Source organism: Candidatus Limnocylindrales bacterium (genome assembly GCA_035571835.1).
Lineage (GTDB): Bacteria > Desulfobacterota > Binatia > UBA1149 > CAITLU01 > DATNBU01.
In genome coordinates, this window is record DATNBU010000017.1 from 36,733 (window position 1) to 63,047 (window position 26,315).

22 protein-coding genes are annotated in these 26,315 nt (G+C 66.0%); 10 read left to right on the top strand and 12 right to left on the bottom strand.

Translation table 11 applies throughout. From position 1 onward, the window contains the following. Positions 1–3: 3 nt before the first annotated feature. The 3 genes from VN634_06950 to VN634_06960 are packed head-to-tail and all read right to left on the bottom strand — an operon-like array spanning position 4 to position 4,217. Complete coding sequence (locus tag VN634_06950) at positions 4–1,662, bottom strand: peptide-binding protein (GenBank protein HXC50600.1); 1,659 nt, start codon at positions 1,660–1,662, stop codon at positions 4–6. Then, entirely contained in the window at positions 1,652–2,482 is an 831-nt protein-coding gene (locus VN634_06955) for a DUF4292 domain-containing protein (GenBank protein ID HXC50601.1), read from the bottom strand. The genes VN634_06950 and VN634_06955 overlap by 11 nt, the downstream gene beginning before the upstream one ends. Further along, positions 2,469–4,217 (bottom strand): tetratricopeptide repeat protein, encoded by a 1,749-nt coding sequence (locus VN634_06960; protein HXC50602.1) that lies wholly within the window; start codon positions 4,215–4,217, stop codon positions 2,469–2,471. The genes VN634_06955 and VN634_06960 overlap by 14 nt, the downstream gene beginning before the upstream one ends. 170 nt (positions 4,218–4,387) lie before the next feature. Here VN634_06960 and VN634_06965 point away from each other — a divergent pair, with 170 nt between their 5' ends. Continuing rightward, complete coding sequence (locus tag VN634_06965; GenBank protein ID HXC50603.1) at positions 4,388–5,182, top strand: hypothetical protein; 795 nt, start codon at positions 4,388–4,390, stop codon at positions 5,180–5,182. Positions 5,183–5,207: 25 nt separating this feature from the next. On the opposite strand, the gene VN634_06970 is transcribed toward VN634_06965, so the two are convergent. From VN634_06970 to VN634_06980, 3 genes are read right to left on the bottom strand one after another with little or no spacing between them, the layout of a single operon-like run. Beyond that, entirely contained in the window at positions 5,208–5,675 is a 468-nt protein-coding gene (locus VN634_06970) for a molybdenum cofactor biosynthesis protein MoaE (protein HXC50604.1), read from the bottom strand. 40 nt (positions 5,676–5,715) lie between these two features. Further along, on the bottom strand, positions 5,716–6,051 hold the full coding sequence (gene moaD, locus VN634_06975) for a molybdopterin converting factor subunit 1 (protein ID HXC50605.1): 336 nt from the start codon (positions 6,049–6,051) through the stop codon (positions 5,716–5,718). Between the two features lie 34 nt (positions 6,052–6,085). Further along, on the bottom strand, positions 6,086–6,598 hold the full coding sequence (locus VN634_06980; GenBank protein HXC50606.1) for a molybdenum cofactor biosynthesis protein B: 513 nt from the start codon (positions 6,596–6,598) through the stop codon (positions 6,086–6,088). A gap of 161 nt (positions 6,599–6,759) precedes the next feature. On the opposite strand from VN634_06980, the gene miaB reads away from it, so the two are divergent. The 3 genes from miaB (at position 6,760) to VN634_06995 (ending at position 11,312) form a co-directional block, all read left to right on the top strand. Next, the gene (gene miaB / locus VN634_06985; GenBank protein ID HXC50607.1) at positions 6,760–8,079 is read left to right on the top strand and encodes a tRNA (N6-isopentenyl adenosine(37)-C2)-methylthiotransferase MiaB; all 1,320 of its coding nucleotides are present in this window, start codon (positions 6,760–6,762) and stop codon (positions 8,077–8,079) included. Beyond that, positions 8,072–8,698, top strand: a complete 627-nt coding sequence (locus VN634_06990; protein HXC50608.1) for a hypothetical protein — start codon at positions 8,072–8,074, stop codon at positions 8,696–8,698. The genes miaB and VN634_06990 overlap by 8 nt, the downstream gene beginning before the upstream one ends. Positions 8,699–9,023: 325 nt before the next feature. Then, positions 9,024–11,312 carry a M12 family metallo-peptidase gene (locus VN634_06995; protein ID HXC50609.1) on the top strand — a complete coding sequence of 763 codons (2,289 nt, stop codon included), beginning with the start codon at positions 9,024–9,026 and terminating at the stop codon, positions 11,310–11,312. Positions 11,313–11,481: 169 nt separating this feature from the next. Here VN634_06995 and VN634_07000 read toward each other — a convergent pair whose 3' ends face one another. From VN634_07000 to VN634_07015, 4 genes are read right to left on the bottom strand one after another with little or no spacing between them, the layout of a single operon-like run. Beyond that, positions 11,482–11,985, bottom strand: coding sequence for a gamma-glutamylcyclotransferase (locus VN634_07000; protein ID HXC50610.1), 504 nt, complete (start codon positions 11,983–11,985; stop codon positions 11,482–11,484). A gap of 53 nt (positions 11,986–12,038) precedes the next feature. Beyond that, complete coding sequence (locus VN634_07005; GenBank protein ID HXC50611.1) at positions 12,039–12,800, bottom strand: alpha/beta hydrolase; 762 nt, start codon at positions 12,798–12,800, stop codon at positions 12,039–12,041. A gap of 22 nt (positions 12,801–12,822) precedes the next feature. Further along, positions 12,823–13,314, bottom strand: coding sequence for a M67 family metallopeptidase (locus VN634_07010; GenBank protein ID HXC50612.1), 492 nt, complete (start codon positions 13,312–13,314; stop codon positions 12,823–12,825). A 2-nt stretch (positions 13,315–13,316) separates the two neighbouring features. Further along, positions 13,317–14,303 (bottom strand): ketopantoate reductase family protein, encoded by a 987-nt coding sequence (locus tag VN634_07015; protein HXC50613.1) that lies wholly within the window; start codon positions 14,301–14,303, stop codon positions 13,317–13,319. Between the two features lie 176 nt (positions 14,304–14,479). Between VN634_07015 and VN634_07020 the strand changes: the two genes are divergently transcribed. Continuing rightward, positions 14,480–16,519, top strand: a complete 2,040-nt coding sequence (locus tag VN634_07020) for a hypothetical protein (protein ID HXC50614.1) — start codon at positions 14,480–14,482, stop codon at positions 16,517–16,519. Here VN634_07020 and VN634_07025 read toward each other — a convergent pair. Further along, complete coding sequence (locus VN634_07025) at positions 16,474–17,490, bottom strand: lysylphosphatidylglycerol synthase transmembrane domain-containing protein (GenBank protein ID HXC50615.1); 1,017 nt, start codon at positions 17,488–17,490, stop codon at positions 16,474–16,476. The genes VN634_07020 and VN634_07025 overlap by 46 nt on opposite strands. Before the next feature lie 466 nt (positions 17,491–17,956). On the opposite strand from VN634_07025, the gene VN634_07030 reads away from it, so the two are divergent. From VN634_07030 to VN634_07050, 5 genes are all read left to right on the top strand, one after another. Continuing rightward, a complete protein-coding gene (locus VN634_07030) occupies positions 17,957–18,712 on the top strand; it encodes a thioredoxin domain-containing protein (GenBank protein ID HXC50616.1) in 756 nt (251 codons plus the stop codon). A 199-nt stretch (positions 18,713–18,911) separates the two neighbouring features. Next, positions 18,912–20,282, top strand: coding sequence for a lysylphosphatidylglycerol synthase transmembrane domain-containing protein (locus tag VN634_07035; GenBank protein ID HXC50617.1), 1,371 nt, complete (start codon positions 18,912–18,914; stop codon positions 20,280–20,282). A gap of 33 nt (positions 20,283–20,315) precedes the next feature. Further along, a complete protein-coding gene (locus VN634_07040; protein HXC50618.1) occupies positions 20,316–21,707 on the top strand; it encodes a tetratricopeptide repeat protein in 1,392 nt (463 codons plus the stop codon). Then, entirely contained in the window at positions 21,704–22,513 is an 810-nt protein-coding gene (locus tag VN634_07045) for a CbbQ/NirQ/NorQ/GpvN family protein (GenBank protein HXC50619.1), read from the top strand. Before VN634_07040 ends, VN634_07045 begins: the two co-directional genes overlap by 4 nt. Before the next feature lie 23 nt (positions 22,514–22,536). Continuing rightward, positions 22,537–25,704 carry a VWA domain-containing protein gene (locus VN634_07050; GenBank protein ID HXC50620.1) on the top strand — a complete coding sequence of 1,056 codons (3,168 nt, stop codon included), beginning with the start codon at positions 22,537–22,539 and terminating at the stop codon, positions 25,702–25,704. A 45-nt stretch (positions 25,705–25,749) separates the two neighbouring features. On the opposite strand, the gene VN634_07055 is transcribed toward VN634_07050, so the two are convergent. Next, positions 25,750–26,313: a DNA-deoxyinosine glycosylase gene (locus tag VN634_07055; protein ID HXC50621.1), complete on the bottom strand. Its 564-nt coding sequence runs from the start codon at positions 26,311–26,313 to the stop codon at positions 25,750–25,752. Between the last annotated feature and the right edge of the window lie 2 nt (positions 26,314–26,315).

Sequence of the window (26,315 nt, forward strand, 5' to 3'; positions counted from 1 at the left end):
CGGTTACTCGGTGATCACGTACTTCTGCTCGCCCTTCGGGACGTACCAGAACGGGAAGTTCCACGAAATTCCGGCCGGCGCCTCCTCGATGCCGTGAATCCTGGCCGCGACGATCGGAGTCGCCTCGGGTACGTAGAGGAACGTGTACGGCTGGTCCTCGTAGAGGATCTCCTGCAGCCGATCGTACATGCGTTTGCGCTCGGCGACATCGAACGTCCGGCGACCCTTCTCGAGCAGGTCGTCCACCTCCGGATTGTTGTAGCCCACGAAATTGAACTTCTTGTAGCCGGTCTGGGACGAATGCCACATCGGGAACTGGTCGGGATCGAGCGACAGGCTCCATCCGAGCACGATGACCTCGAAGCGGCGCTTGTCGATGAAATCGTTGATGAACGCCGACCACTCGAGCACACGAAGCTGGGCATCGACGCCGATGTCGCGCAGCCTCTTCTGGATCATCGTCGCGGTCTTCAGACGCTGCTCGTTCTGGTTGGTGAGGATCTTGAACGAAAACGGTTTGCCGTTCTTGTCGAGGATTCCGTCGCCGTCGCTGTCGGTCCAGCCGGCCTCCGCAAGCAGCGCCCGCGCCTTTGCCGGATCGAACTCGTAGGGCTGGAGCTTCTCGTTCATCCACGCGGTGCCCGGGCGGTACGGCCCTTCGGCGGGCCGGCCGAGGCCGAACAGTACCGCGTCGACGATCTCCTGCTTGTTGATCGCGTGGCTGAACGCGCGCCGGACGCGCACGTCGGCAAAGCGCTCGTCCGACAGGTTGTAGCCCATGTACGTGTACGAGTTCGAAACGTATCGGTACTTGCGGAAGTCGCGTGCGAACGCCGGGGTCGACGTCTGGCGGCTGTACTGCAGCGGCGTCAGGCCCATCTCGTCGATGCCGCCCGAACGCAGCTCGAGGAACTGGGTGCTCTCGTCGGGGATCACGCGATAGACGACGCGCTCGATCCACGGTCTGCCGCGATAGTAGTCGGGATTCGCGCGCAGCGTGAAAAGCCGGTTGCGTTCCCAGCTCTCGAACCTGTGCGAGCCGAGCCCTACCGGATGCTGCCCGAAATCGGTCTCGTTGATGTTCTTGCCTTCGAGAAGGTGGCGCGGCAGCACCACCATCGAACCCCACGACTCGAGCGCCGGTGCATAGGGTTTTTCGTACGTGACGCGGAAGCTGTAATCGTCGAGCAGCTCGAACGTCTGCACCTGCTTGTAGTCTTCGGCGTACGGCGTCAGCGTCGCCGGATCGCGGATCAGGTTGAAACCGAATTCGACGTCGCGCGCCGTGAAGGGCTGCCCGTCGGTCCAGTGCACGTCATGGCGAAGATGAAACGTGATCTTCTGCCCGCCGTCTTCGACCTCCCATTTTTCCGCCAGGCGCGGTTCGAGCCTGCTCAGCGTCTTGTCGTACTCGACCAGCCCGTCGAAGATGTTGCCCGAATACTCATGAGACGCGCTGTCGGAAGCGAGCATCGGGATGAGCGTCGACGCATCGCCGATGGTACCGAATACGATCGCGTCGCCGCGCGCGGGCGTGGCATCTCCGCTGGCGGGCTGCGCAGCCGGCGGCGTCGCGGCATTGTCGCCGGCGCCGTCGGACCCGCCGCAGCCGGCCGCAAGCACGAGCGCCAGAACGACGGCGAAGCTGCGCTCAGAACGCACCGCGACCTCCCGGGGCATCCACGTTGACGAAGCGCGCGCCGGGCGGATGCTCGATATGGAACGCCTCGTCGGCGACGACGACGTCGCGCTGGATGGACTTGTACACGAGCTCGAGATGGCTGCCGTCCTTGAACGACACGTCGATGCTGTGCGCGACGAACACGCCGGAGACGTCGCGATAGTCGTCGTAACGGATTTCGACGTCGCGGCGCTCGCGGTCGGCCGAGATCTTCACGCTGAGAGGCACCAGGCTGTTCGCCTGCACGACCAGCTCGAGCACGCCGCCGGTTGCGAGACGGCGCTTGAGAAGCCAGCCGCCCTCGGTCGGTCCGATCGACAGCCAGCGCGATTCGCCGAGATTCGGCGGCAGCCCGCGAAGCACGGCCGACAGCTCGCTGGCGCCGAGCGCAATGCCGATGAAATGCCGGAAGCTGTCGGGCTGCGCGTGGCCTTCGTAGAAGACGCTCTTGCGGCGGTCGTACGCGGAGACGAGCTTGCCGTCGGTCGCCACGGTGTAGCTTACGCCGAACGGATTCATCACGTCGATGCGCGCGCTCGATGGCGCGCGCACGACCACGACCTGCGTCGATCGGAAACTCTGCTCCGGCGAGTGGTAGTCGAGCCGAGCCTGGGCCCGGAACTGCGAGAGCGCCTTGTCGCGCGACTCGAGCACGTCGAGCACGCGGCGGATCGTCGGCGCGTTTCCGGTCGGAATCGGTGCGGGAGGTCGTCCGGTCGTGGCGGTGCATGCGGACAACGCGGCGAGTGCGATCGCCGATGCCCGTACGATCAGCCGGCGGTAAGCGTCAGAGGTCCTCACCGCCGAGCGCTGCATTCGAGCCGTTCCAGCGGCTGCGGATCTCGTGGATCTTCCGTTCGAGCGACCGTCTCTGATCCGGATCCTCGGTGCGCGCAGCGGCGTCGCGATAGCTGCGGTCGGCGTCCACCTCGCGGCCGACCTTGAGATAGACGTCGCCCAGATGCTCGACGATCACCGGGTCGCTGCCGCCTTTCTGCGTGGCCTTCTCGAGCTCGCGCACCGACGCCTTGTAGTCCCCGCGCCGGTAGTACACCCACGCCAGGCTGTCGATGATCGCCGCGTTGTCCGGGTGCATTGCCAGCGCTTTGCGGATCAGGGCGTCGGCCTCGTCGATGTTCTCGCCGCGCTCGGCGTACGTGTAGCCGAGATGATTGAGCGCATCCGCATTCTGCGGATTCATCGCGATCACCTTGCGCAGCGTTTCGATCGCCTTGGTCTTGTCGCCGGACTCGTCGTACAGCCAGGCGAGACCGTAAAGGTACGCATCGTTGGCGGGGTCGAGCGCAACCAGCTTCTGCGCCGTTGCAATCGCGTCGCCGTAGCGCTTCTGCTCGCGATAGAGCGCGATCAGGCGGCGAAGCGCATCGACGTTGTCCGGCGCACCGGCGAGCAGCTGCTTCACCGCATCGATGGCCCCGGGAAGATCGTGCTTCTGCTCGAGGATGCTGCTCAGGAACAGGCGCGAATCGGTATAGCGCGGTGAGCGCGGAGAGATCGCCGCCATCTCGCGGGCCGTCCCGTCGACGTCGCCGACCTTGTCGTAGGCGAGCGCCAGCCAGTAGCGGATCTCGTCTTCGCCGGGCCTCGCGCCGAGCACGATGTGGAAGTCGGTGATCGCGCGCAGGAAATCGTTGTGCTGGAAGTCGATCAGGCCGATCTTCGCGCAAGTCGCGAGCGGATCCTCGGCGAAATCCACGAGCTTTTCGTACTTCTTGAGCTTGGCCTCGAGGTCGGGATCGTTCTCGCTGAGCACGCCGATCTGTCGCCTCGCCTGCTCGAGCTGCGGATTGAAGTCGATCGCGCGGTTGAAGCTGTCGGCGGCCTTCTTGTGCAGGCCGAGGCGCTCGTAGACGTACGCGGTATACAGGTGGAGATCGGCAACCGATGCGCTCAGGCGCGCCGCATGCCGAAGCGAGCGCAGCGAATCCTCGTACTGGTTGGTGGCCGCGAGCTCTTTGCCGAGCCCGAAGTTGGCAATGAACGATTCCGGGCTGAGCGCGGTCGCTCGCCGCAGCACCTCGACCGCGTGCGCGTGCTCGCCGATGCGGCTGTAGAGCGCACCGAGCAGCACCAGCGCTTCTTCGTTGTCGGAGTCGAGCTTGAGGACTTCCTGGTAGCCGGCGATCGCGCGCGTGTATTCCTGCAGCGCGATGTCGACGCGCGCAGCAAACAGCCGCGGCTCGACTTCGCGCGGCTGCAGCGCCATCAGCGCCGCCGCCTGCTCGCGTGCCTTGCGGAGCTCGCCGGCGCGAACGTAGAGCTCGGCCAGCTCGGCACGAAGCCGCGGGACGTTCGGATCGGCGGCCACCGCTTTTGCCGTCTCACGCGTGGCGGTCTCATAGTCGTTGTCGAAGCGCGCGACGATCGCCGCAAGAAAATGCCCGCCGGCGCGATCGCGCTCGGTGAGAAGCGGCTTCGCCATGAACTCCGCATCGCCGCCCGCGAGGATGCCACGCGGCTTCGTGGTCGGATGCGACATCGTCGAACAGCCCGACAGCGCAATAAAAATGGACACGAGCAACAGCGCATGAAGACGGACACAGACGCGCCTGCTTCCCGCGCCGGAGCGGACGATGCAAAAACTCGACATGGGAGGCGCGGAACCTACCATGCGCGTTGCGACGGTAACAATTCGCATCGGCGACGCAGTTGCTCGCGGCGACCCTCTCGGTTAGGCCTCGCCCCGTGTTCCTGCGCTGGCTGCTGACGACGTTCCCGCACGAGATGAGACTTGGATGGGCCATGCTGCGGCCCGACCTTCTCCTGTGGCTCGCCTTCGCCTGCCTCATCGTTCTCGCGACCATGTCGATTCCGCTCTCCGGCGACGACCCGCTTCCGCTGGTTCCGTTCCTCATCTTCGCCGTCACGCGGCTCGTGACCGCCATGCTTCCCGCCATCCTGTTCACGGCCCAGCTCGAAGGGCGCCAGCTGAGCTGGGGTCCGGTGCTGCTGCTGATGGCGCGCAGGGCCTTGCCGGTCCTCGTTTACGCCACCATTGCCAATGTCCTGGCGGAGCTCGCCGAGCGCGCGATGGCAGCCTCCCTCGGGCAGGCGCTCGGACCCGGCGCGCCTTCGACGGTGCTCGCGACGATGGCCGGTGTGATCATCTACGTGTCGGTGCTGGTCCATTTCAGCTTTCTTCCGTTCCTCGTGATCCTTCTCGACCGGCCCAGGCTTCCGCCGGCGCTCTGGCAATGGAACCGGCTGCAGGCAGTCGCGCCGGTCTTCTGGCCGCTTACGGCCAGCTCGCGCATGACGGAAGGTTTTCGCTGGAGACTCGCGTTCTACATGCTGCTCGGACGTGTGGTACCGAGCGCCGCGATGCTCGTACCGCCGACGGTTCTGCTTCCCGCGCTGGTCCTCGCGCTGCTCCTGCTGATGACGGTCCAGGCGGTGTTCTTCCTGCACTATCGCACGCGCTGCGAGGAAACCGGCGTTCCGGCGCCCGCGCTGCCGCTCGAACCCGCGCTCGCGATCTGACGTCGCGCCGCAGTCCGCCGCGCGATCAGCCGTGGTGCGAACCCGGCGCGTGCGAATGCGGATGCTCGCCGGTGTGATCGCAGTCGGCGAGCGAGCCGATCCAGACCTCGCCGCCTTCGAAATGTTCTTTCTTCCAGATCGGAGCGACCAGCTTCAGCGAATCGATGCACGAATGACACGCTTCGATCGCATCGCGGCGGTGAGGCGCGGATACCGCGATCGCGACGCTTGCTTCGCCGAGCGGAACGACGCCGACCCGGTGTACGATCGCGACGCGTACGAGCTCCCACCTGCGCATGGCATCGGCGGCGATTTTTTCGAACTCGAGGACGGCCATCTCCGCGTAGGCCTCGTATTCGAGCTTCAGCACGTTGCGTCCCCGATTGGTTTCGCGCGTGGTGCCGAGAAACGTCGCGACCGCGCCTGCCGATGGATCCGACACGTGGCGGATCAACGTCATGATCTCGATTGGTCGATCGGTGATTTCGAACATCGTCTACTCTTCCTTTACGACGCTGCGCGTGCTGGCGACGCTACGCGTGCTGGCGGCGCGCTACGCGTGCGACGGTCGAACATGGGCTGCACGCCGCATCGGAGACGCTCTCTGCGGCGTACGCTCGGCCAGATCCGCCCGCAACCGGCGGGATCACCGCGACCTCGTCTCCGTCGGCGAGCACGTGCCCGTCTCCGACATATTCCCGGTTGACGGCAATGCGCAACGACCCGGCTCCGAGCGCGAGAATGTCGTGGCTGCGCGCGAGATCGGCGACGAGCTCGCCCACCGTGATTCCGTCCGCGCAGCTGCGCGTCTCTTCGCGGCGGCCGAGCCGCTCGCGCACGATCCCGAAGTAGCGAAGGCGCAGATTCACTGCCGGAGCTCCGCGGCTGCCGCCTGCGAGAGAATCACGTGGCCGGCCCGCCGGCGCCGGCAAGGCCGACGAGGTGCGGCAGCTGCGGGACGATGAGCTTTTCCATCGCGAGCCGGCACGCGGCCGTCGAGCCGGGCATCGAGAAGACCGCCATCTCGCCGCAAAGACCGGCGACGGCTCGCGACAGCATCGCAGCCGAGCCGATCTCCTCGTAGCTCAGCATGCGAAACAGCTCGCCGAATCCGTCGATGGTCTTGGTCAGCAGCGTGGAGATGGCTTCGAATGTCGTGTCGCGCGCTGCGATGCCGGTGCCGCCGGTCAGCAGCACGGCGTCGACCAGCCCGCTCGCGGCATGCTGCTCGATCTCGCGGCGAACGAGCGCGGCTTCGTCGCGGACGATCTTCGACGCAACGACGACGTGACCTGCCGCTTCCAGCCGCGAGCGGATCTCGTTGCCGGACGTGTCGTTGTCGGGCGTGCGGGTGTCGGACACCGTAACGACTGCACATCGGATCCGGCGTGCGTCCGCAGCGTGGTGTGCGCCCATGCGTCCTCCATTTCACAGGCACGTTTCGGCGCCAATCCGGTGCTCCGGCTGCGGCGCCGGCGGCCGCGCACGGATCCGGCGGCCGCCGGCGGCAGGTTCTCCCCGAAAGTCTTTCCCGCTATACGTCGGCGATGTCCGCTCCGCACAGTCGGGAAATCGAGGTGTCCGCCGGCGCAGCGCCGCAGCGCACTGTCTATATCGAGACGTACGGTTGCCAGATGAACGTCTCGGACAGCGAGCTCATCCACGGAGTCCTGTCGGCGCGCGGATACCGGACCGTCGCCGAGCCGTCACGCGCGGACGTCATCCTGCTGAACACCTGCGCGATCCGCGAGAATGCCGAAGAGAAGGTCGCGCGCCGCGTGCGCCAGCTGATCTCCGAGCGCCGCAGCGCGCGGCGCGTGCGCATCGGCCTTGCCGGCTGCATGGCGCAGCACCATCGCGACCGCCTGCTCGAAAGCATCCCCGGCCTCGACTTTGTCGTCGGTCCCGACGGCTACCGGCGTCTCGGCGACCTGCTCGAGGCCGAAGAGCCCGCCAGTGCGGTCACGCTCGACCGCCGCGAAACCTACGCCGACATCCTGCCCGTTCGCGAGTCCGGCGTGCGCGCGTGGCTGACGATCATGCGCGGATGCGACCGCTTCTGTACGTTCTGCGTGGTGCCGTTCGTGCGCGGTCGCGAGCGCAGCCTTCCGCCGGCCGTGCTGCGCGAGGAGCTCGTTCGCATCGCAGCCGAAGGCTTTCGCGAGGTGATCCTGCTCGGACAGACGGTCAACTCCTACCGTCATGAAGATACCGGCTTCGGTGACCTGCTGCGCATGGCGTGCGACATCGCCGGCATCGAGCGCGTACGCTTCACGTCGCCGCATCCGGCCGACTTCGACGATTCGACGATCGAGGCCCTGCGCGACTGCCCGAAGCTCGGCTCCTACCTGCACCTGCCGCTGCAGAGCGGCGCCGACCGTGTGCTCGAGTCGATGCAGCGCGGACATACGACCGGCGAGTTCCGCACGCTGGTCGATCGTTTGCGCGACGCCGTGCCGTCGCTCGCGCTCTCGACCGACATCATCGTCGGTTATCCCGGCGAGACCGAAGAGGAGTTCGAAGTCACCTCGCGGATGATGGACGAGATCGGCTTCGATCATGCGTTCCTGTTCAAGTACTCGCCGCGCGAAGGGACCCGCTCGTTCAAGCTCGCCGAGACCGTGAGCGACGAAGACAAGGGCCGGCGCCTCGAGCGCCTGATTGCCGAGCAGCAGGCGCGCTCGCTCCGCATCAACCAGCGGATGATCGGCCGCACCACCGAGGTGCTGGTCGAATCCACGCCCAGGAAGCAGCCCGAATGGCTCTCCGGCAAGAACGGGCAGTTCAAGACCGTGGCGTTCGAACCCGCCGGCGCGCAGCTCGGCGAGATCGCGACCGTGCTCGTCGAAGCGGCTACGTCGCAGACGCTCAGCGGGCGCGAGGTCGCGCGTGCCTGAACGCGTCGTTCGCGTACTTGCCGATCATCCGTACCGCTGCGCAGTCGTCAGCCTTGTCGCGTGCGCGCTTGCCGCATGGGCAGGCTACGGGGCCGGCATGGAGGGACTGCACGCGCTCACCCGTTTTACCGGCCGCGCCGGTCTCTGGTGGTTCGCGGTCATTTTCGTGCTTGCGGCGAAGCATCGCTTCGCCGATGCGGCGCAGGCACGCGACGGACTTCGGATCGTGCTCGGCTTCGGCCTGCACCACACCGTCCATCTCGCGCTGCTGCTCGCGTATCTTCATGCGTCCGGCCATTCGCTGAACGTTTCGCGAGCCGCCGGCGGAATGTTCGGCTACGTGCTGCTGTTCGCAATGATGGCGACTGCGAACGAATCCGCGCGCGAACGTCTCGGCGCCACACGTTGGAGAACGCTTCACCAGGCATCCCTCTGGTACCTGTGGATTGTTTTTGTGCTGACGTACCTCCCGCGCGTGCTCGGCAAGCTTCCGGACGTCGGCGGAGGGCCGCTCGAGTTTGCCGCCGGCTTGTCGCTGCTCGCGGCGCTCGCTCTGTACCGTTTGGGTGCGTCCGTAAAAGGGAAAATACGCACCCACCCGCCTGCACCCGCACGCTGATCTCGCATTAGAAACGCTGGCGCTTCCGCGCGTATTGCACGTGCGCAATCGACGCAGCGCTTCCTTCGTCCGCTCTTAAAAAGTTTTTGCGCCTGGGTGACTCGCAAGGGTTGTGGGTGACTCTTTCGCGTGGCACTTTTCGATCTCCGCATTCGAAGTGGGTCTCGAACGCGGGGTTGCCTTTAACCCTTCAAGGGGGGAGTCCGGAATGACGATAATGAGTCGGCGCTGCCGGTGCGCTTACGCGTTCGGCGGTTTCTTTTTATTCTTTGTACCAATCGCCGCTTCAGCGGCACCAGTTGAAATTAGGGCCGGTAATCGAGGCTTGGCTGCCGCGGCGCGGGCCGTCGGCAAGGGCGCGGGTCTTCGCATCAAAGGTCTCACCCTTCAGGGGCAGACCGAAGGTGCGACGCTCGATCTCAAGCGCTTCGAGGTCTGGGGCCCGGATGCCGTCGTCGAAGTGGACGGGCAGCGGGTTACTCCGCCGTCGACCGCATATTTCCGTGGCAAGGTTGCGGGCGACGACGGATCGGTTGCGGTCGTCTCCGTCCGCGAGAGCGGCGAAGTCCAGGGTATGGTCCAGAAGGCCGGCCATTCCTGGCTGATCGGCAAAGGGCGCAACCACAAGAGCCTGCACTCGCGCAGCACCGACGACAGCGAGCTGCCGCCGTTCGAGTGCGGCAACGACGACGCGTTCTCCGCCGAAGAATTGCTCGGCGTCGACGAGCCCGCGCCGGCGATGCTGACGAGCGGCACCGTGCTCGATCAGACGCACGTTGCGACCATCGCGCTCGACAGCGACTACGAGTACTATGCAAAGTTCGGCAACGTCACGAATGCGCTCGACTACATGGGCGACCTCATCGGTTACGCGGACGTGACGTATTCGCGGGAGATCAACACCGACATGCAGATCGGTTTCTCGCGCCTGTGGACAGGCGGTGCGACGTCGGATCCTTGGACTGCCGGAACCTGCGTCGACGCCAACGGCGACGGCATTTCCGACAATCCGCCGTGCGGCACCAGCGGCGCACTGACCGAATTCCGCAACTACTGGAACGCGAACATGACCGGCGTCAACCGCACGCTCGCCCACATGCTGTCGGGAAAAGGCCTCGGCGGCGGAATCGCGTACGTCGGCGTGCTTTGCCAGAACTACTCCACGTCGAAGGGCTCGACGAGCGACTACGGCGTGTCGTCGAGCCTCGGCGGAACGTTCGTCTGGGACGGCGATCAGACCCACAATCCGTCGAACGTGGTCTGGGACATCGTCGTCACGCAGCACGAGATCGGACACAACTTCAATTCCCCGCACGCCCACGACTACTGCAACATCGGCAACAGCGCGCTGCCGATCGACAACTGCTACGCGGGTTGCCAGGCCGGCGCGACGATCGCGCTGCCGACGTGCTCGCAGCCGACGCCGCGGTTCACGACCGGCAGCGGCGCGGGAACGATCATGAGCTACTGCCACCTTCGCTCGGGCGGTTACGGCAACATCGCGATGACGTTCGGCGAAGGGCACACCTGCGGAACCATGCCGGGCCGCGAGGCCGACCGCATGTCCGCGTTCGTGACCACGCGCGCTGCCACGTATCCGACATGCTTCGCGCCGACTTCGGCGCCGACCTGCGGCAACGGGCTCGTCGATTCGGGCGAGCAGTGCGACGGAACCAACCTCGGTGGTGCGACCTGCACGTCGAAGGGTTTCGCCGGCGGCACGCTGAGCTGCTCGTCGTCGTGCACCCTCGTGACGTCGTCGTGCACGGCTTCTCCGTGCGGTAACGGGATCATCGACTCCGGCGAACAGTGCGACGGGACCAACCTCGGCGGCGCGACCTGCGCGTCGAAGGGCTTCGGTGCCGGCACGCTCAGCTGCTCGTCGACGTGCACGCTCAATACGTCCTCGTGCAGCAACTGCGGCAACAACGTGATCAACGCCGGCGAAGTCTGCGACGGCACGGCTCTGGGCGGCAGCACGTGCGCCCTGCAGGGCTGTACGAGCGGCGGCGTGCTCGCGTGCAACTCGACCTGCAGCGGCTACAGCACCGGCGCGTGCTTCGGCTGCCCGGTCTGCGACCACGACGGCGTCTGCGAGACCGGCGAGCTCTGCTCGACGTGTTCGAGCGACTGCGCAAGCGGAACGACCACCGGCGCACGCTGCGGAAACGGCATCTGCGAAGCCGGAAACGGCGAGGACTGCCTGTCGTGCCCCTCCGACTGCAACGGCGTGCAGAGCGGAAAGACATCGAGCCGCTACTGCTGCGGCGACGGTTCCGGCGCCAACGCCGTTCCGTGCTCGGACGGACGCTGCACGGCGGGCCGTCAGTGCACCACCGTCACGAAGAGCGCGGCGAGCTACTGCTGCGGCGACGGCATCTGCGGAGGCGGCGAGAGCTGCTCGACGTGCGCGCTCGACTGCAAAGGCGCGGTCGAGATCTGCGGCAACGGCATGGACGACAACTGCAACAGCAAGATCGACTGCACCGACACCGCGTGCAGCACGGTCTCGACCTGCCAGTGCCGTTCGCCGGGCGCCAGCTGCACCGTCAGCAGCCAGTGCTGTTCGGGAAGCTGCGCGACGACCGGCAAGAATCCGTACACGTGCAACTGATCATGAGGTGAGTGGTGGGGGTTGCGCGGCCGGTCCCGAGAGACCGGCCGCGTAACGTTACGTTGGTCCACGATTGTGGGCGGACGACGATAACGGCCCATCTGCTTCGTTGGATTCCGCCTCGCATCTGGACCGTTCTCGTCGCCCGCGCATGGAGCGCGTCATCAACTCATTCGCTGCGTGCGGGCGGGTTGATTGCTCCTTCTCTTTCGTCCCAGGCCAGCGGCCAGGCTTCGAGGGCCTGGATGTACCCTTCCGGAAGTCCGTGCTCGCGCGCGCCTTCGATGAGCAGGCCGCGGTAGCGGTGCGACGGGCGGCGCGCCGGGTCGCGGAGCTCGCTGACGTAGGTTTCGGCCACGACAAGGTCGCCCGACGACTCGACCTCGACACGCACGCGGTTGTAGAGACCGTTTCCCACGCCCTCGGTGCGGTCGAGGTGCGCGTGCTGCTCGGGTCCGAGAAGGTAGAGCACGCCCCAGACCGAAGCCCCGTCGTCGATCGCAAGGTTGGCGACGCCGCGCTCGCCCGGGCCGATCGGGATGTCGAAACGCAGGCCGTATCCGGCGAGGCAACCGATGCGCGTCTCGAGCGGCTCGATCAGGCGGCGTCCGCGAAACGTCGCCGGCTGCATGTTGCTGCCGTATGCGAAGTACCACCAGGCGCGATCTTCCATGGGCTCCTGCGGACAGTCTGTGGCCCGCGCAATGCTTCAGGCAAGCATCGCAATCATGCCGGAGGCAGACCGGCGTGACGCTTGAGAAAGTCTCCGAGCTTGTTCGCGAACCAGTCCGGATCCTCGAGGTAGATGCCGTGACCGCGGCCGGCGACGATCTCGATCTCGCTTCCGGCAATCGTGCGGCTGAGGATCACCGAGCCGCCGACGCCGAGAAAATCCTTCTCGCCGACGACGATCATTGTCGGAACGGAAACGCTGCGCAGAGCGGCGGTCAGCGGATTTTCGTTGAGCGTGCGCATCGCGGCGATTACCGGCGCCATGCCCGGGCCGTCCGGCACCGGGCCGCGATCGGGCTTCATCCCCATCAGCTTCATGACGGCCGCGCCGCCTTCGGCCACGGCGATCTCCATGCAGCGCGAGTACCACGCGGCTGTCTTGTCGTTGCATTCGCTGGCCGTGCCGACGAGCCCGAGCGCCGAAACGCGCGATGGAAAGTCCACCGCCGTCTGCTGCGCGACCACACCGCCGGCGCTGTGGCCGACGACGGCAGTTCGATCGATTGCGAGCGCGTCGAGAAGTGCCACGAGGTCGGCCGCAAGGTCGTGACGCGAGCAAGGACCCGCGGGAGCCGTGGTCCCGCCGTGCGCGCGCAGATCGTAGCGCAGCACTCGAAAGCGATCGGAAAGCCGCTCTTCCTGGCCGGACCAGATCTCGAGCGACGCCGCAAGGCCGTGGACGAACGTGACCACCGGGAGCCCGGCATCGCCGGTGAGCTCATAGCGGACGTCGAGTTTGCCGGCGCGAACGTTCATGCGGTTTCCTTCGTTGCCGGGTTCACTGTCCGCGCGAAGACGACGAAAGCTTTTCGAGAGCGACCTCGACATACGCGCTTTCGGCCGGCGACCACGAGAATGCCTTCGCGACTTCGCAGCGCCGGTGACGGACCGAGATGACGATCTGCAGCGCGTCCGGATAGGACGGTTCGCCGAACGGTGTGGCCTGCAGCGTGTCTTCCGCGGAGAAGTACGCGTCGTGATCCGGATGCGAATGATAGAACGCAACCAGCGCCGCACCCGGCTCCTCGGCCGCTTCGAGCGCGGCGCGCAGGTCCTGCGGATGTCCCGTGTACGCCGTGCGCGCGGTGCGCGGATACGAAGCCGGATTCTCGGCGTGCATCTGGTTCTGGATGTTGCGGATGCGCATCGCCTTGGTCGTGCCGTCGGCGAGCGAGACGATCACGCCGCAGCATTCGTCGGGATAGGCCTCTTCGCAGTGGATGCGAAGGTCGTCCATCACGAGGTCGGTCAGAAGGTTCGGCGTCGTCATGTTCACTGGCCGCCGGGAGCACGGCTGCCCACGAGTGCCAGAAGCACGCGGTTGGCGGAAACGTCGACGCCGTGGCTGTCGCCGCGCCGGCAGACTTCTCCGGTGATCGCGTCGATCTCGGTCGGCCGACCGCGCTCGAGATCCTGCAGCATCGACGATCGATGGCGCGCGGTCACCGGAAGCAGGCGCTCGTAGAAGTGGCGGCGATACGCGTCCGCGTCAGGCCACGGCAGTCGCACACCTTCGGCCGTCGCGACGGCGAAGGCTTCGTCCATCACGCGATCCATCACGCGCCGTCTTTCGGGATCGTTCGGAAGGTCGCCGTAACAAAGCCCGAGCAGCGCACCCATCGGATTGAGCGCGGCGTTGTAGAAAACCTTCGCCCACAGCGCGGCCACGATCGACGCTGCCTGATCGGCCGGCGCACCGGCCTTGCGGAAACGCGCCGCCCAGTATGCGGCGCCTTCGTCGTGCTCGTGCAGCGGATGGCCGATCAGCGTGGGCTCGGCCTCGACAGTCACACGCGCGCAGCCGGGCCGCGCGATTTCGGTTCCGAAGATCACGCGGCCGCCGAGCGTGCGCGCAGCTCCGAACACATTGGCTACGCGTTCGACATTGCCCAGCCCGTTCTGCAGCGAGATCACGCGGCCGCGCTCGGCAAGACACCCGGGATCGAGCGTGGCCAGCAGCGCGTCCGTCTGGAACGCCTTGCACGTGACGAGCACGGCATCGAAAGGCCCGGCCGCAGAGCGGCCGTCGTCGTGCGCGTGCGAGAGCGAACCGCGATGTGCGCCCCAGATTCCTTCGAGTTCCATTCCGGCGGTCCGCACGGCATCGAAATGCGCGCCGCGACCGATCGCTTCGACGCGTGAGCCGCTTTCGGCCAGCAGGCACGCGAAGACGGTTCCGATCGCGCCGCATCCGGCGACAAGAACTCTTTCGCTTCCATGCACCGGAGATTCGAAGCGATCGGAACTTTGGACGTCCATGCTCACGATCCTGACCTCGATCCTTCGAAAAGCCGGCCGGGCGCTGCGCCTGGCCGCTCTGCACGCTGCGATTCGTGTAACGCGGGTCGCAGTTTGACGCACTGCGACGCATCGAGTATGGACCGCCTTTTCTTCAAACTTCCAAGACCCCCACAACGATCCGGGAAACAACGCTGATGGAACAAAGCTCCGATTCCACGTCCATGGAACGCTTCCTCAAGCCGAAGGCGGTCTCGTCGCGAAAACTCGCGCGCGACCTGCAGGGCCGCCTTCTGATGGCGGAGGAAAGCGCACTCGATATCGACCGTATCCGCGATGCCGGCATTACCGTGACCGACCTCGGGCGCCGCGTGCGCGTCTATACGTCGGACATGACCAAGCAACTGGCGTCCTACATCGTTCCGGTCGAGGTCTGCCGTCTCACGCCCGACCAGGCGAAACTCTCGGACGGCGCCAAGGTCCAGATCGGAAGGCTGATCGCGAACGAGGGCCTTTATATCCGGCACAATCCGGGGCTTCGCGAAATCGGCATCAACGACCGTGGCGACGTCATCCTTCGCCAGGACGCGGAGACCGCCGAGGACGCGACCATCGGACCGCTGCTCAATTCGCACAACACGACGCAGTCGGTACTGACGGACCGGCTCGTGGCGCGCATCGACAAGAAGACCCACGACCGCGACGTCAAGGAAGCGCGCGCGTGGCTCGAGGCGATGGCGGTCCTGTCCGACGAGAAGACGCTGCGGGCGCGCTTTCTTTCCGGGGGCGTGCAGTGCGAGCATCGCGGCAACATCGACCAGCTTTACCGAACGACGCAGGCGAACTTCTTCCAGCTCAACGATCCGGTCGCTCTCGAGCTGCAGACCGCGCTCGAGGAGCGCTTCCGCCTGCTCGAAAAGCCCGTGCCGATGGTGCGCGTGATCTCGGTGGTCGGCATTCCGCCGAACGAGCGCGCGTACAAGGAATACGTCGCGCAACTCAAGGCGAAGAAGCAGAACCCGATGACGCTCGGCCTTCCGAGCCGTCTTCGCGATTCGCAGTTCTTCGACGGCGCCTCCAAGTCGATCCCGCCGTCGTGCTTCTTCTATGCGTGCCCGCTCGAGGAAATCGGCGAGGCGATCTACGTGATCACGATCAACACCGACTACCACGGCGAGATCAAGAGCCGCGGCATTCACGCGGGCGTGACCACGGTGATGTCGCGCGCCGAAGTGCTCTCGGCGCACGCTTCGTGCGCGATCCTGTCGAGCAACGCGAACTCGACGATCTTCCTCGGCGCGACCGGCGCCGGGAAATCCGAAGCCGCCACGTTCTGGGGCGAGCGCAACATGCATGCGCGCCGTCTCGAGCTCGAGCGCCGCTATGCGATCGACCACAAAGGCGACAAGAAGAAGGCGACCGAGATCATGGGGACCGTCGGGTACATGTGCCAGGACGACTGGATCCACATCGTTCCATCGGGAAAATCGCAGTGGGACGTGTGGCCCTCCGAGCGGTACTTCTACGTACGCTCGCGCAACCTGCTCAGCCGCGATCTGATCCTCGCCGAATCGGAGCCGATCCTCGAGAACGCAACGGCGGACTACGGCGCCGGCGGCGAACGCGAATCGCTCGGCCGCGTCACGCACCAGTACCCGGATGAACGGCTGCTCTACGATCCCGACTCCGATACGTACTACTGCGACCGCGACGTCCACCAGATCGGCACCGTCGTGATGCTCGAGCGTGATCCCGAATACGATTTCGCGGTGCGCCGGCTCTCGCCGTCGCAGGCGATCGAGTTCCTGCTGCGCGGCGGCACGCCGACCGGCGGCTCGCATCCGTTCTACAACGACTACACCGACCTCTCGAGCCTGCTGATCAGCCAGGGCGTCGTCGGCGATCGGCTGCTGTCCGCGTTCGAACAGGCCAAGAAGGGCGACGTGGCGGCGCTCATGAACGGTGACGAGGCGCTCGGAAAAATCGTACTCGATCGCCTGACCGCGCAGATGGAAATCTGGAAGTTCTTCTTCACCGACCTTCCGGTCTTCGTCGTCAACGCGACGGTCGGACGCGACCTGTGCCAGGACATCCTGTGGTACGCGTCCGAGCATTCGGCATTTCTCAAGGCGGGCAAGGAAAAGACCGCCGCGGAGATGCGCGAGCTCATGAAGAAGACCTACCAGGTCGACTACGATGCGGCGGGGAACTGGGTGTCGCTGCCGGCAGCGGCCTGAGGCAGCGGCCGCGCACGAAGCGTAGGCACGGCGGCGCCGCTCCACAGATAGACGACGCCGCCGACCAGCGACGACGCGAGCAGCACGGCGAACCACAGGATGCCGAACGCCGTCGCGGTGTCGACGTCGACGCCCTGCTGCTGCAGGAACCACACGTAACCGGCCTCGCGGATCCCGAGGCCGTTCATGCTGATCGGCACTGCGCTCAGCACCGTGACGAGCGGGTGGAAGATGAAGTAGTAGCGCCAGTCGACGTGCATCGAGATGGCGCTGCCGAGAAGGATCAGCGACGACGCCTGCACGATGTGGAATCCGATCGAGATTCCGGCCGTACGTCCGAGAAGCTGACGGTCGCGCCAGAACGGCTCGAGGTCGCGCTCGACGAGCCGGTTCACTCGCCCGTCTGCGGGTAGAAACCGCCTCGCCAGGGGTGGTACGAGGAACCAGCCGATCACCATCGAAAGCCCGGTCGCGACGACCAGCGCAATCATCGGCAGCGGCAGGCTGAAGCGCCCGAACAACGTGATGGCGGTGACCGCAACGACCACGAGCATCACGAGCCCGGAGAGCCGGTCGAAGATCACGGTATGCATCGCGACCGTGCGCCGGCCTGCGGACGCGCCGAGATAGAGCGCGCGCACCACGTCGCCGCCGAGCGTCGACGGCCCGAAAAGATTGAAAAACATCCCCACGTAGTAGTAGCGGAGAAAGTCACCCGGCGATTCGTTGAATCCGACCCGGCGGGCAATCAGACACCAGCGCCACGCGGTCAGCGCCTGGCCGACGAGATAAACCGCTATGACAACGAGCACATCGGCGGCATCGGCCTTGGCCAGCGCGGTCGCCATCTTGCCGGTGTCAACCTGGCGAACGAGCAGGAAAAGCGCCAGAGCAGAAACCCCGACCTTTGCGAGTTGGGAGGCAATGCGAACCAGCACGGCCCTCCCCGAGCGGCGAGGCTTCGAGCTCACGAAGCGTAGCCGATACCACCGTTCTGCGGGCCGCTCCAAGTCGAATGTGCCGTCCGGTCGCGGGCCTTGCCAGGGGTCCTCGCGGACGCGGACCTCGCTCGCGGCAGGCTGGCGGCGGCGCGGCGCAGCCTTGACACCCCGGCCGTGCAGCTAAAAAATGACCGCCTCGTTGCGTGGCGACGATCGGAGGTACGAAACGACGGACGGCACCCCGGCCTGATCGGTGGAACGCATCGCCTGCGCCACCGAAAACGGCGAGAAGCCATACGGGACATCCGGTCGAAACTCTGCAAACCAACCCGACTTACAAGGACGAGGACGAAGAAGCGGGAAAGACACCAAAGACGCGCGACCACCGTTTCGCGTCCGAATAAGCGTCGGGCTCGCCCGTCTTGTCCACGAATCACCGTCGCCACCAAAGCGGCGGTCACCTGGTCGTCGACCGGGACAACTACTGGAGGATGAAATGAAAGCACCGTTCCGTTCGATTGCCCTGCTTGCCGCTGGCGCGGCCCTGACCCTCTCGGCCTGCGCCGATCCGCAAGCCGTCGGGGACATCAAGGCCTCCGTCGACAGGATTGAGGCTTCGCAGAAGGACATGGTCACCAAGATCGAGGCGCTCGAGAAGAGCAACAAGGAAATGATCGCGAAGGCCGCCGCTGCCAAGCCGGCCGCGCCGAACGCTCCCGATCCGAACAAGAAGTACGACATCAACATCGGCAACGCGCCGTGCAAGGGCCCCGCGAATGCGGCCGTCACGATCGCCGAGTGGTCGGACTTCCAGTGCCCGTTCTGCTCGCAGGCAAAAGATCTGGTTCACCAGATCGTCGACGCGTATCCGAAAGACGTCCGCTTCTGCTTCAAGAAGTACCCGCTTCCGTTCCACCCGAACGCGATGCCGGCAGCCAAGGCCGCCGTCGCCGCCGCCAAGCAGGGCAAGTTCTTCGAGATGCACGACAAGCTCTTCGAGAATCAGCGCGAGCTGAGCCCGGAGAACTACGTGAAGTGGGCCGGCGAGATCGGGCTCAACGTCGACCAGTTCAAGAAGGACATGGAATCGCCGGAAGTCGCCGCCCAGATCACCAGCGACATGAAGGAAGCCGGTGACGTCGGCGTGCGCGGCACGCCGAGCTTCTTCATCGACGGCAAGCAGCCGGCGGGCCGTTCGTTCGAGCTGTACAAGTCGATCATCGACGAGAGCATCAAGAACAAGAAAGCCTGAAGCTCGCGCTCGACCAGTTGAACGAGCAAGGGGGCCGTCCCTCGGGACGGCCCCCTTTTTTTTGACGGACCGGCCGTACACCACTCTTTTCGCGGTTTCGCCGGAACGCGCTCGTCGCCGCAGCCCGGTTTCTGTCGCCTTTCGTGCTGTTTCGGTCCCGCGGGCGACTGTGGCATCCCTGTAGAAGGACCCGCTGTCGATGAAAAAAACGTTCTCCGTGCTCGTCAAGTTCGCGGTCACGATCGCGATCTTCGTCGGGATATTTCTCGAGTTCGGCGGGGGATTCCATCCCGTCCGGACGTCGTCGCTCCGCGAGCCGGGCGCGATCGAAGTTTCCAATCCTGCGTATCCGGGCATCGTCGGACGCATCAAGGCGAAGCTTGCGGGCAAGCCTCTCCCTCCGCCCAGGCTTCCCGCCACCATCGACGATGCGTGCGCGAATCCCGAAGGCGCGGTCTTCGTGCGTGTCGCCGACGGATCGATGCGCCACCTGAAGACCTTGCGTCACTGCGGCGACAAGGCGCTCGCATTTCTCTACACGAAGACGAGCGACGGCGACTATGCGACGGTGCCGCTCGCCGCCGCGCCCGAAGAATCATTCGTTCGCATCCAGGGATTCCAGCTGGTCCCGGCCGATCCCGCCGAGCTGTGGGCCGAGATCCGAAACGTCCGGATGTCGGTGTTCCTGCCGTGGTTCCTCGCGGCCATGGCGATCAAGCTGGTCGGCATCTTCGCGAACATCTGGCGCTGGCAGATCCTGCTGCAGGGCCAGGGCATCCGCCTCAAGTTCGGATTCCTGACCAGCACATATTTCATCGGCCGTTACTTCGGCATCGTCACCCCGAGCACGATGGGCCTCGATGCGTGGCGCATCTACGAGACGGCGCGGCTTACGAAAAAGCCGATCGAGTGCACGACCGCGCTTGCGGTCGAGCGCATCATCGGGCTGGTCGGGCTACTCGCGACGATTCTTCTGTTCATGCCGTTTGCCGGCCGCCTGATCGAAGGGCATTCGTTCGGCGAGATGGTCGGCGCCATGAAGGTCCCGCTCGCCGGCGCGCTCGTACTCGGCGTGCTCATGCTGATGCAGCCGGCGTGGTTCGGACAGCTTCTGCGGCTCATCCCGCACGAGAAAGCGCGAAAGTTCGCCGCCAACGTGGTCCATGCCGCCACCGCGTACTCGAATCGCCGGCTCTACATGCTGGGGGCGCTCGCGCTCGCCGTGATCGGACAGATCACGACCACGCTCATGTACTTCTGCAATGCGATGTCGATCGCGGCCGAAGGCGTCCACACGTCCGAAGTGCTGTTCGCATCCGCCGTCATGACACTCGGAACGTTCATCGCGCCGTCCGCCTCGGGCGAAGGAGTCCGCGAGCTCGTCTTCGTATGGCTGATCGGCAGCAAGACCGGCGCCGTCAAGGCGTTCCTGATCGGCAATCTTGGTTTCTGGATCGAAAAAGTCCCGCTGTCGGTTCCCGGCGGCATCATTCTTCTCATGCGCAACGACCCGACGCTTCATGCCGTGACCGAGGAAGACCTCGCGCGCGTGACCGGCCGCCGGGCCTGAGCGGCCGGCACGACGACGAACAGGAGTAGCGGCTTGCAGGGATTCTGTACGAAATGCGGCGCTGCTCTTCAGGACGGCGCGAAGTTCTGCACGTCGTGCGGCGCGCCGATCGCGCCCGCCGGCGCAGCCGCGAGCTCGGCTCCGCAGGCGCCGGTCGCGGCAATCGTGATGGGCGCCGTGCTGGTCGCGCTCGGCGGCATCGCTGCGTACTTCGCGCTGCGCACGAACACCGATGTTCCCCGCGCCGTTCCAGGCACCGCCGGTACTCCGGGCGCGAATTCCAGAGCGGCCGCAGACGAAGACGGCCTTCCGAACGGACATCCGAGCATCGAGCTTCCGAAAGAAGTCCTCGATTTCCTCGACGGCCTGACGGCCGACGCCGAGAAGAATCCGCAGAGCATCGAGGCTCTCCAGAAGCTCGCGCATGCGCGCTACCGGGCAAGCGTGATCAACGCGTCGTATCGCGTGTCGGCCGACCAGGCGCTCCAGAAACTGCTCGCGCTCGACCCGACCAACATCGACGGCCTTCGCATCTCGGCCAACCTCGCGTACGACGCCGGCGACTATGACGAAGCCCGCAAGCGCTTCGAAGTGTTCCTCGCGAAGTATCCCGACGACGTCAGTGCGATCACCGATCTCGGCTCGACACTGCTGTTCCAGGACAAGGTCGACGATGCGATCGCACAGTATCGCAAGGCGCTCGCGAAAGATCCGAAGTTCATGCAGGCGCAGTTCAATCTCGGCGTCGCGCTCGAGAAGCAGGGCAAGAACGACGAAGCGATCGCATCGCTGCGCAAGGCGCTCGAGCTGTCGGAAACGCCCGACGAGCGCCAGCACATCGAGAACACGCTGGCCGCGATGGAGCATCGCGAGCCGATGAAGATCGCCGGTGCGCGCAGCGCCAGGCCGGGAGCCGGCGCAGAAGCAGCCGGTGGTTCGGCAGGCGGCATGCCCGCAGCAAACGCTTCGGGCACCGCTCCGCCCGCGCAAGGCTCGATGCAAGGCGGCATGCCGATGCCGCCTCCGGCTCCCGATCGCGACGTGCCGACCAACGCGAGCAGCGATTTCCAGCGCCAGGCGGAAAAGCCGTTCGTGACGCATCCGATGATCGGGCCGCGTGTCGTCTCGTTCGAGTGGAAGAGCGCGACGTCGATGGCAGTGAAGATCGCCGACTTCCCGATGGACAAGATGCCGCCGTTCGCGCGCGCGAAGTTCGAATCCGGAATGGCCGCGCGCATCGGCGAGATCGCATCGCGCAATACGGTGGCCGGCCCGGTCACGGTCGAGCTCATCGACAACGCGAGCGGCAGCGTCATGGACAGGATCGAAGCCGGTCCGCCCGCGAGCAAGCAAGCCCCGCCGGCAGCCGCACCAACCGGAATGCCAGGCGCGGTCACTCCGGGACCGGCAGGGAGCGGAAAATGACGAGCCAGCCCGCGCAGCCGTACTATCTTCCGCTCGCCGACGAGGTCGAGGTCTTCGAAGCCGCGTTCCGGCAGAAGCTTCCGGTGCTGCTCAAAGGTCCGACCGGCTGCGGCAAGACGCGTTTCGTCGAATACATGGCGTGGCGCCTGCTTCCGGAGAGCGACGCGCGGCCGCAGTCGCTGATCACCGTCGCATGCAACGAAGACCTGACCGGCAGCGATCTCGTCGGACGATATCTCGTGCGCGGCGACGAGACGCTGTGGATGGACGGTCCTCTGACGCAGGCGGTTCGCGTCGGCGCGATGTGCTACCTCGACGAGATCGTCGAGGCGCGCAAGGACACGATGGTGTTGATCCATCCGCTGACCGACCATCGCCGCATTCTTCCGGTCGACAAGCTGGCCGTCACGTTGACGGCGCACCCGGATTTCACGCTCGTGGTGTCGTACAATCCCGGCTACCAGTCGGTGCTCAAGGACCTCAAGCCGTCGACGCGCCAGCGCTTCGTCACGCTCGAATTCCACTATCCGCCGCGCGACAAGGAGGCCGAGATCATCGCACACGAGAGCGGGATCCCGATCGACGTCGCGATGGATCTCGCGCATCTCGGCGAGCGCGTGCGCGAGCTCAAATCCGGCGGGCTCGAAGAAGGCGTCTCCGCGCGGCTGCTCGTCTATGCCGGTCAGCTCATCCGCCAGGGCATGAAGCCGCATCGTGCGTGCGAAGCGACGGTCGTCCGCGCGCTCAGCGACGACCGCCAGACGCAGGCCGCCATCGCCGAGCTCGTGAGCGCGATCTTCGCGTAGCGTCCGCGGCTGCCGGCGCATCGATGACAACTCCCCGAGCGTCGCGCGCGTGGATCGACAGCCGGCACCTGCGGGAAAGCGCCGGCGGTGCCGCGGCGCTTGCAGGGCTCGATCAGCTTGCGCCCGCGACACGCGAACGACTGCTCGAGCGCGCCGACCGCATCGCCACCGTCTCGACGAGCCTTGCGCACGCGTTCCTGCCTCGCGCCGTCGAGGCTGCGGCCGCGGGCGTACCGGTTTACGACGCGTGGGAAGCCGCGCTCGCCGACGTCGCCGGAGCCGGCGACGTCGCGCGCGAGCTCGCGACGGCGTTCTTCCGGATTGCTCCGCAGGGTTTTGCCGCATGGCCGGAGCCGCGCCGCCGCGCATGGATCGATTCGGTTCGAGCGCTCGCGGAATCGTCGAGACGGCTTGCTGCGTCGATGCTCGATGCTACCGCCGCGATTCTCGACGATGGTCGCACGCTTGACGACGCGTCGCTGGCCGCGTGGCAGCACGCAACCGAAGGCCTGCTTTCGCGCGGCGGCTGGCGAAGCGAGTTCCTCGCGGAAGCGTTCGTCTCCGGCGCGGCGCTTCTCGCCGGTCGCGCGGAGCCGGCCGCGTTCGAGCACTGGGCGACGCTGGTTGCCGTGATCGGAACGACCGGCCGCAATCCGAAGCCGCCGTCGCCGCCTGCGCAGCTTCTCAACCTGGATGCTTCCGCCCTTACCGGCGTCGTCCGACTCTGCGCCGCCGCAGCCGCAACTCACGCCAAAGCGGCACAGAGGCTCCTCGAGCTGATTCCGCCCGCGATCTCGCGGCTGGAGACCCGGCAACGACGCAGCCTTCTCGATTCGTGTGCGCGCTGCCGTTCGCTCGATGCGCTCGCCGACGCGATGGCGCTCGTCGGCGCTGTGCTGCACGGAATCCGCGCCGGTGATCTCGATTTCCTGCTCGCCCAGGCGGCGCGCATCGGCGAGGCGGCGCCGGCGGTGCTGCCCGCATTCCTGCGCACGATGGATCGCGCGATCGACGAAGGCGGCCAGCCCGGCGTGGAGCTGTGGGTCGAGCGCGGCATCGAGCTCGCGACGCACGACCAGAACATCGACGCCGCCGCGGCGCATTTCCGCCTCGAGACGCGCACGTCGCACAAGCTGCTCGTCGAGCGCAGCTCGGCCGTCACGTTCGAAGAGATCGACGGAATGCTGCGCCGCTACCTGACGATGATGTCGCGGCGATCGTTCCAGCTGATGCCGTCGCCGGGAATCTGGATGCGCCCTCCGCTCGTCGCCCCCGAAGACGTCGCGATCCGGCTGCCGGAGCGCGTCGACCTGTTCGATGCGCCCGAGGACAACCAGGCGCTGTACAAGATCGTCGCGACCCACATCGCCGGGCGCTTCGAGTACGGCACCTACGACTTCGACCTCAAGGCCCTGCTCGAGCGCGGGTGGCAGCCGCCGCTGGTCCCCGCAGACGACGGCGAGTATCCGCGCGACATCATCGCGTTCCTCGGCTGCTTTCCGAATCCGCTGCTCGCGTCCGCGCTGTTCGTGCTGCTCGACGGCGTGCGCATCGATGCGTGTCTCGCCCGCGACTTTCCGGGTCTTCGCAGGGAGCTCGAGCGCATGGGGCGGCTCTACGCGTCGACGACCGTGCCGGCCGCGCACGATCGCCATGACGAGCGCCTGCTCGAGACGCTGTTCCAGATCGGCCTTGCGCACAGAAGCATCGCCGAGCTCGACGCGCGGCTTCGCGCGCAGGGCGAATTCGTCATGGCCAGCATCGAGCTGCTGCGCTCGGCCGAAGCGACGGTCTACGACAGCGCGTCGCTTGCGATCGCATATTACGGCGGCCTCGCGTTCGCAGAGGCCCGTGCGCTCGACGACAGCGACGAGACCGCGTTCGCCGAAATGGGCGGCGCGACCGTCATCGATCCGTTCGAGCATCTCGACGGCAGCGACCGCGAGGAGAACACCGCACCGTGGAGACCCGATCCGGTGCGTGCCGAGCCCGGCGGCGAGCAGGCCGAAGTGAAGCTGCAGCTCACCGACGAAGAGACGCCTGCGGGCGGCGGCCGTCCGGTTTCACTCGAAGAGCTGAAATCGCTGCTCGAGCGCGGCGGCGATCTCAAGATCAGCGAAGCACACGGACAGATCGAAGAGGGACTCGGCCTCTACATCACCGACCTGCTCGGGAAAATTCCTGCCGAGCAGCTTCGCGAGCTGCGCGAGAAAATCTCGACCGGCGATGCTGCGGCGATCCGTGCGTGGCTGTCGCGGCAGGCCACCGGCAACAGCTTCTACTACGACGAATGGGACTATCGCATCGCCGACTACCGGCGCCGCTGGTGCCGCGTAACCGAGATCGCCTGTGACGAAGACACCGGCGAATACTTCCAGCAGGCGCTCGCGCGCTCGGGCGAGCTCGTTGGCCAGATCAAGCGCGATTTCCAGATGCTTCGTCCCGACCAGCTGCGACGCGTGCCGCGCGATGAACAGGGCGAGGAGTTCGACCTCAATGCGCTCGTCGAGGCGCACTCGGACCGGCGCGGCCGGCGCACTCCGAGCGACCGGCTCTACGTCGCGCGCAAGCCGGAGGAGCGCGACGTCGCGACGCTGTTTCTCGTCGACATGAGCGCATCGACCGACGAGCCGCTTCCCGGCGAGAGCATGGCCGGACCGAAACGGGTCATCGATCTCGCCAAGGATACGCTCGCGGTGCTCGCGCAGGTGCTCGGCGAAATCGGCGACAGCTATGCGATCTACGGTTTTTCGGGTCACGGCCGGCAATCGGTCGAGATCTATCCGGTCAAATCGTTCGGCGAGCGCCTGAGCGACAAGGTCAAGGGCCGCATCGGCGGCATCGCCCCGAAACGCTCGACGAGGATGGGAGCGGCGCTGCGGCACGCCGGCGAAAAGCTCGCGCGCACGAGCGCGCGCTCGCGCCACCTCATCCTGCTGAGTGACGGCTTTCCTCAGGATTTCGACTACGGCGACGATCGCCGGTCGAACACCTACGGCATCCGCGACACCATGCAGGCGCTGCGCGAGATCGAGAAGCGCGGGATGCAGACGTTCTGCATCACGGTCGATCCGGCCGGTCACGACTATCTCGGCGAGATGTGTCCGTCGGCGAGATACGCGGTGATCGAGGACATCCGCCAGCTGCCGAGCGAGCTGGTGCGGATCTACCGGCGGCTGACCCGGCACTAGCCCCGCATCGGACCGGGAATCAGCCGGCTTGCGAAAGCCGAAGCGCTAACGGCGTGGCTCTCGCATCAGGGCGCTGCGCCAAGCTTCGAGCTTTCGTTCATAGGACCACGATGCATTGGCCGGGCTCGTCGACGGAAGACGAGTCACCGTCAGCGATTCATCGATCTTCATCGTCGCAGCGTGGCGGCGGAACGCATCCCACGCTTTCGTTCCGTTGAGGAGCACGCAGCGGATGTCCGGATGTGTGCGGAAAAACGACTCGAAGTCGTTGGCCGTCTGGGTCTCGCGGTTGATGCTGGTGTCGAGGCTGCCGGTGCGTTCGCACGAATGCAGCACGTCCCACAGCGCGATCCGGTTCGAGACCAGCGCATCGAGGCGCTGCTCGTACGTCGCCGACGGATCGATGCTCAGCAGCTCGGTCATGATGCGCCAGAAGCTGTTGCGCGGGTGGGCGTAGTAGCGGCCGGCGTCGAGCGATGCGACACCCGGCATGCTTCCGAGAATCAACACGGTCGCGTCGCGGCGCTCGATCGGCGCGAAGCTGTGGATGCGCTCGAGGCCGGAAGGCTGGATGTCGCGTGTCGCCGAGGTAACGCGCCGCGGGCCCAACG

Coding starts and splice junctions, on each gene's coding strand:
- VN634_06970 (HXC50604.1), bottom strand. CDS start 5,675: ATGTTCGAAATCACCGATCGACCAATCGAGATCATGACGTTGATCCGC.
- VN634_06980 (HXC50606.1), bottom strand. CDS start 6,598: ATGGGCGCACACCACGCTGCGGACGCACGCCGGATCCGATGTGCAGTC.
- VN634_07000 (HXC50610.1), bottom strand. CDS start 11,985: ATGGAAGATCGCGCCTGGTGGTACTTCGCATACGGCAGCAACATGCAG.
- VN634_07005 (HXC50611.1), bottom strand. CDS start 12,800: ATGAACGTTCGCGCCGGCAAACTCGACGTCCGCTATGAGCTCACCGGC.
- VN634_07010 (HXC50612.1), bottom strand. CDS start 13,314: ATGACGACGCCGAACCTTCTGACCGACCTCGTGATGGACGACCTTCGC.
- VN634_07015 (HXC50613.1), bottom strand. CDS start 14,303: ATGGACGTCCAAAGTTCCGATCGCTTCGAATCTCCGGTGCATGGAAGC.
- VN634_07020 (HXC50614.1), top strand. CDS start 14,480: ATGGAACAAAGCTCCGATTCCACGTCCATGGAACGCTTCCTCAAGCCG.
- VN634_07030 (HXC50616.1), top strand. CDS start 17,957: ATGAAAGCACCGTTCCGTTCGATTGCCCTGCTTGCCGCTGGCGCGGCC.
- VN634_07035 (HXC50617.1), top strand. CDS start 18,912: ATGAAAAAAACGTTCTCCGTGCTCGTCAAGTTCGCGGTCACGATCGCG.
- VN634_07045 (HXC50619.1), top strand. CDS start 21,704: ATGACGAGCCAGCCCGCGCAGCCGTACTATCTTCCGCTCGCCGACGAG.
- VN634_07050 (HXC50620.1), top strand. CDS start 22,537: ATGACAACTCCCCGAGCGTCGCGCGCGTGGATCGACAGCCGGCACCTG.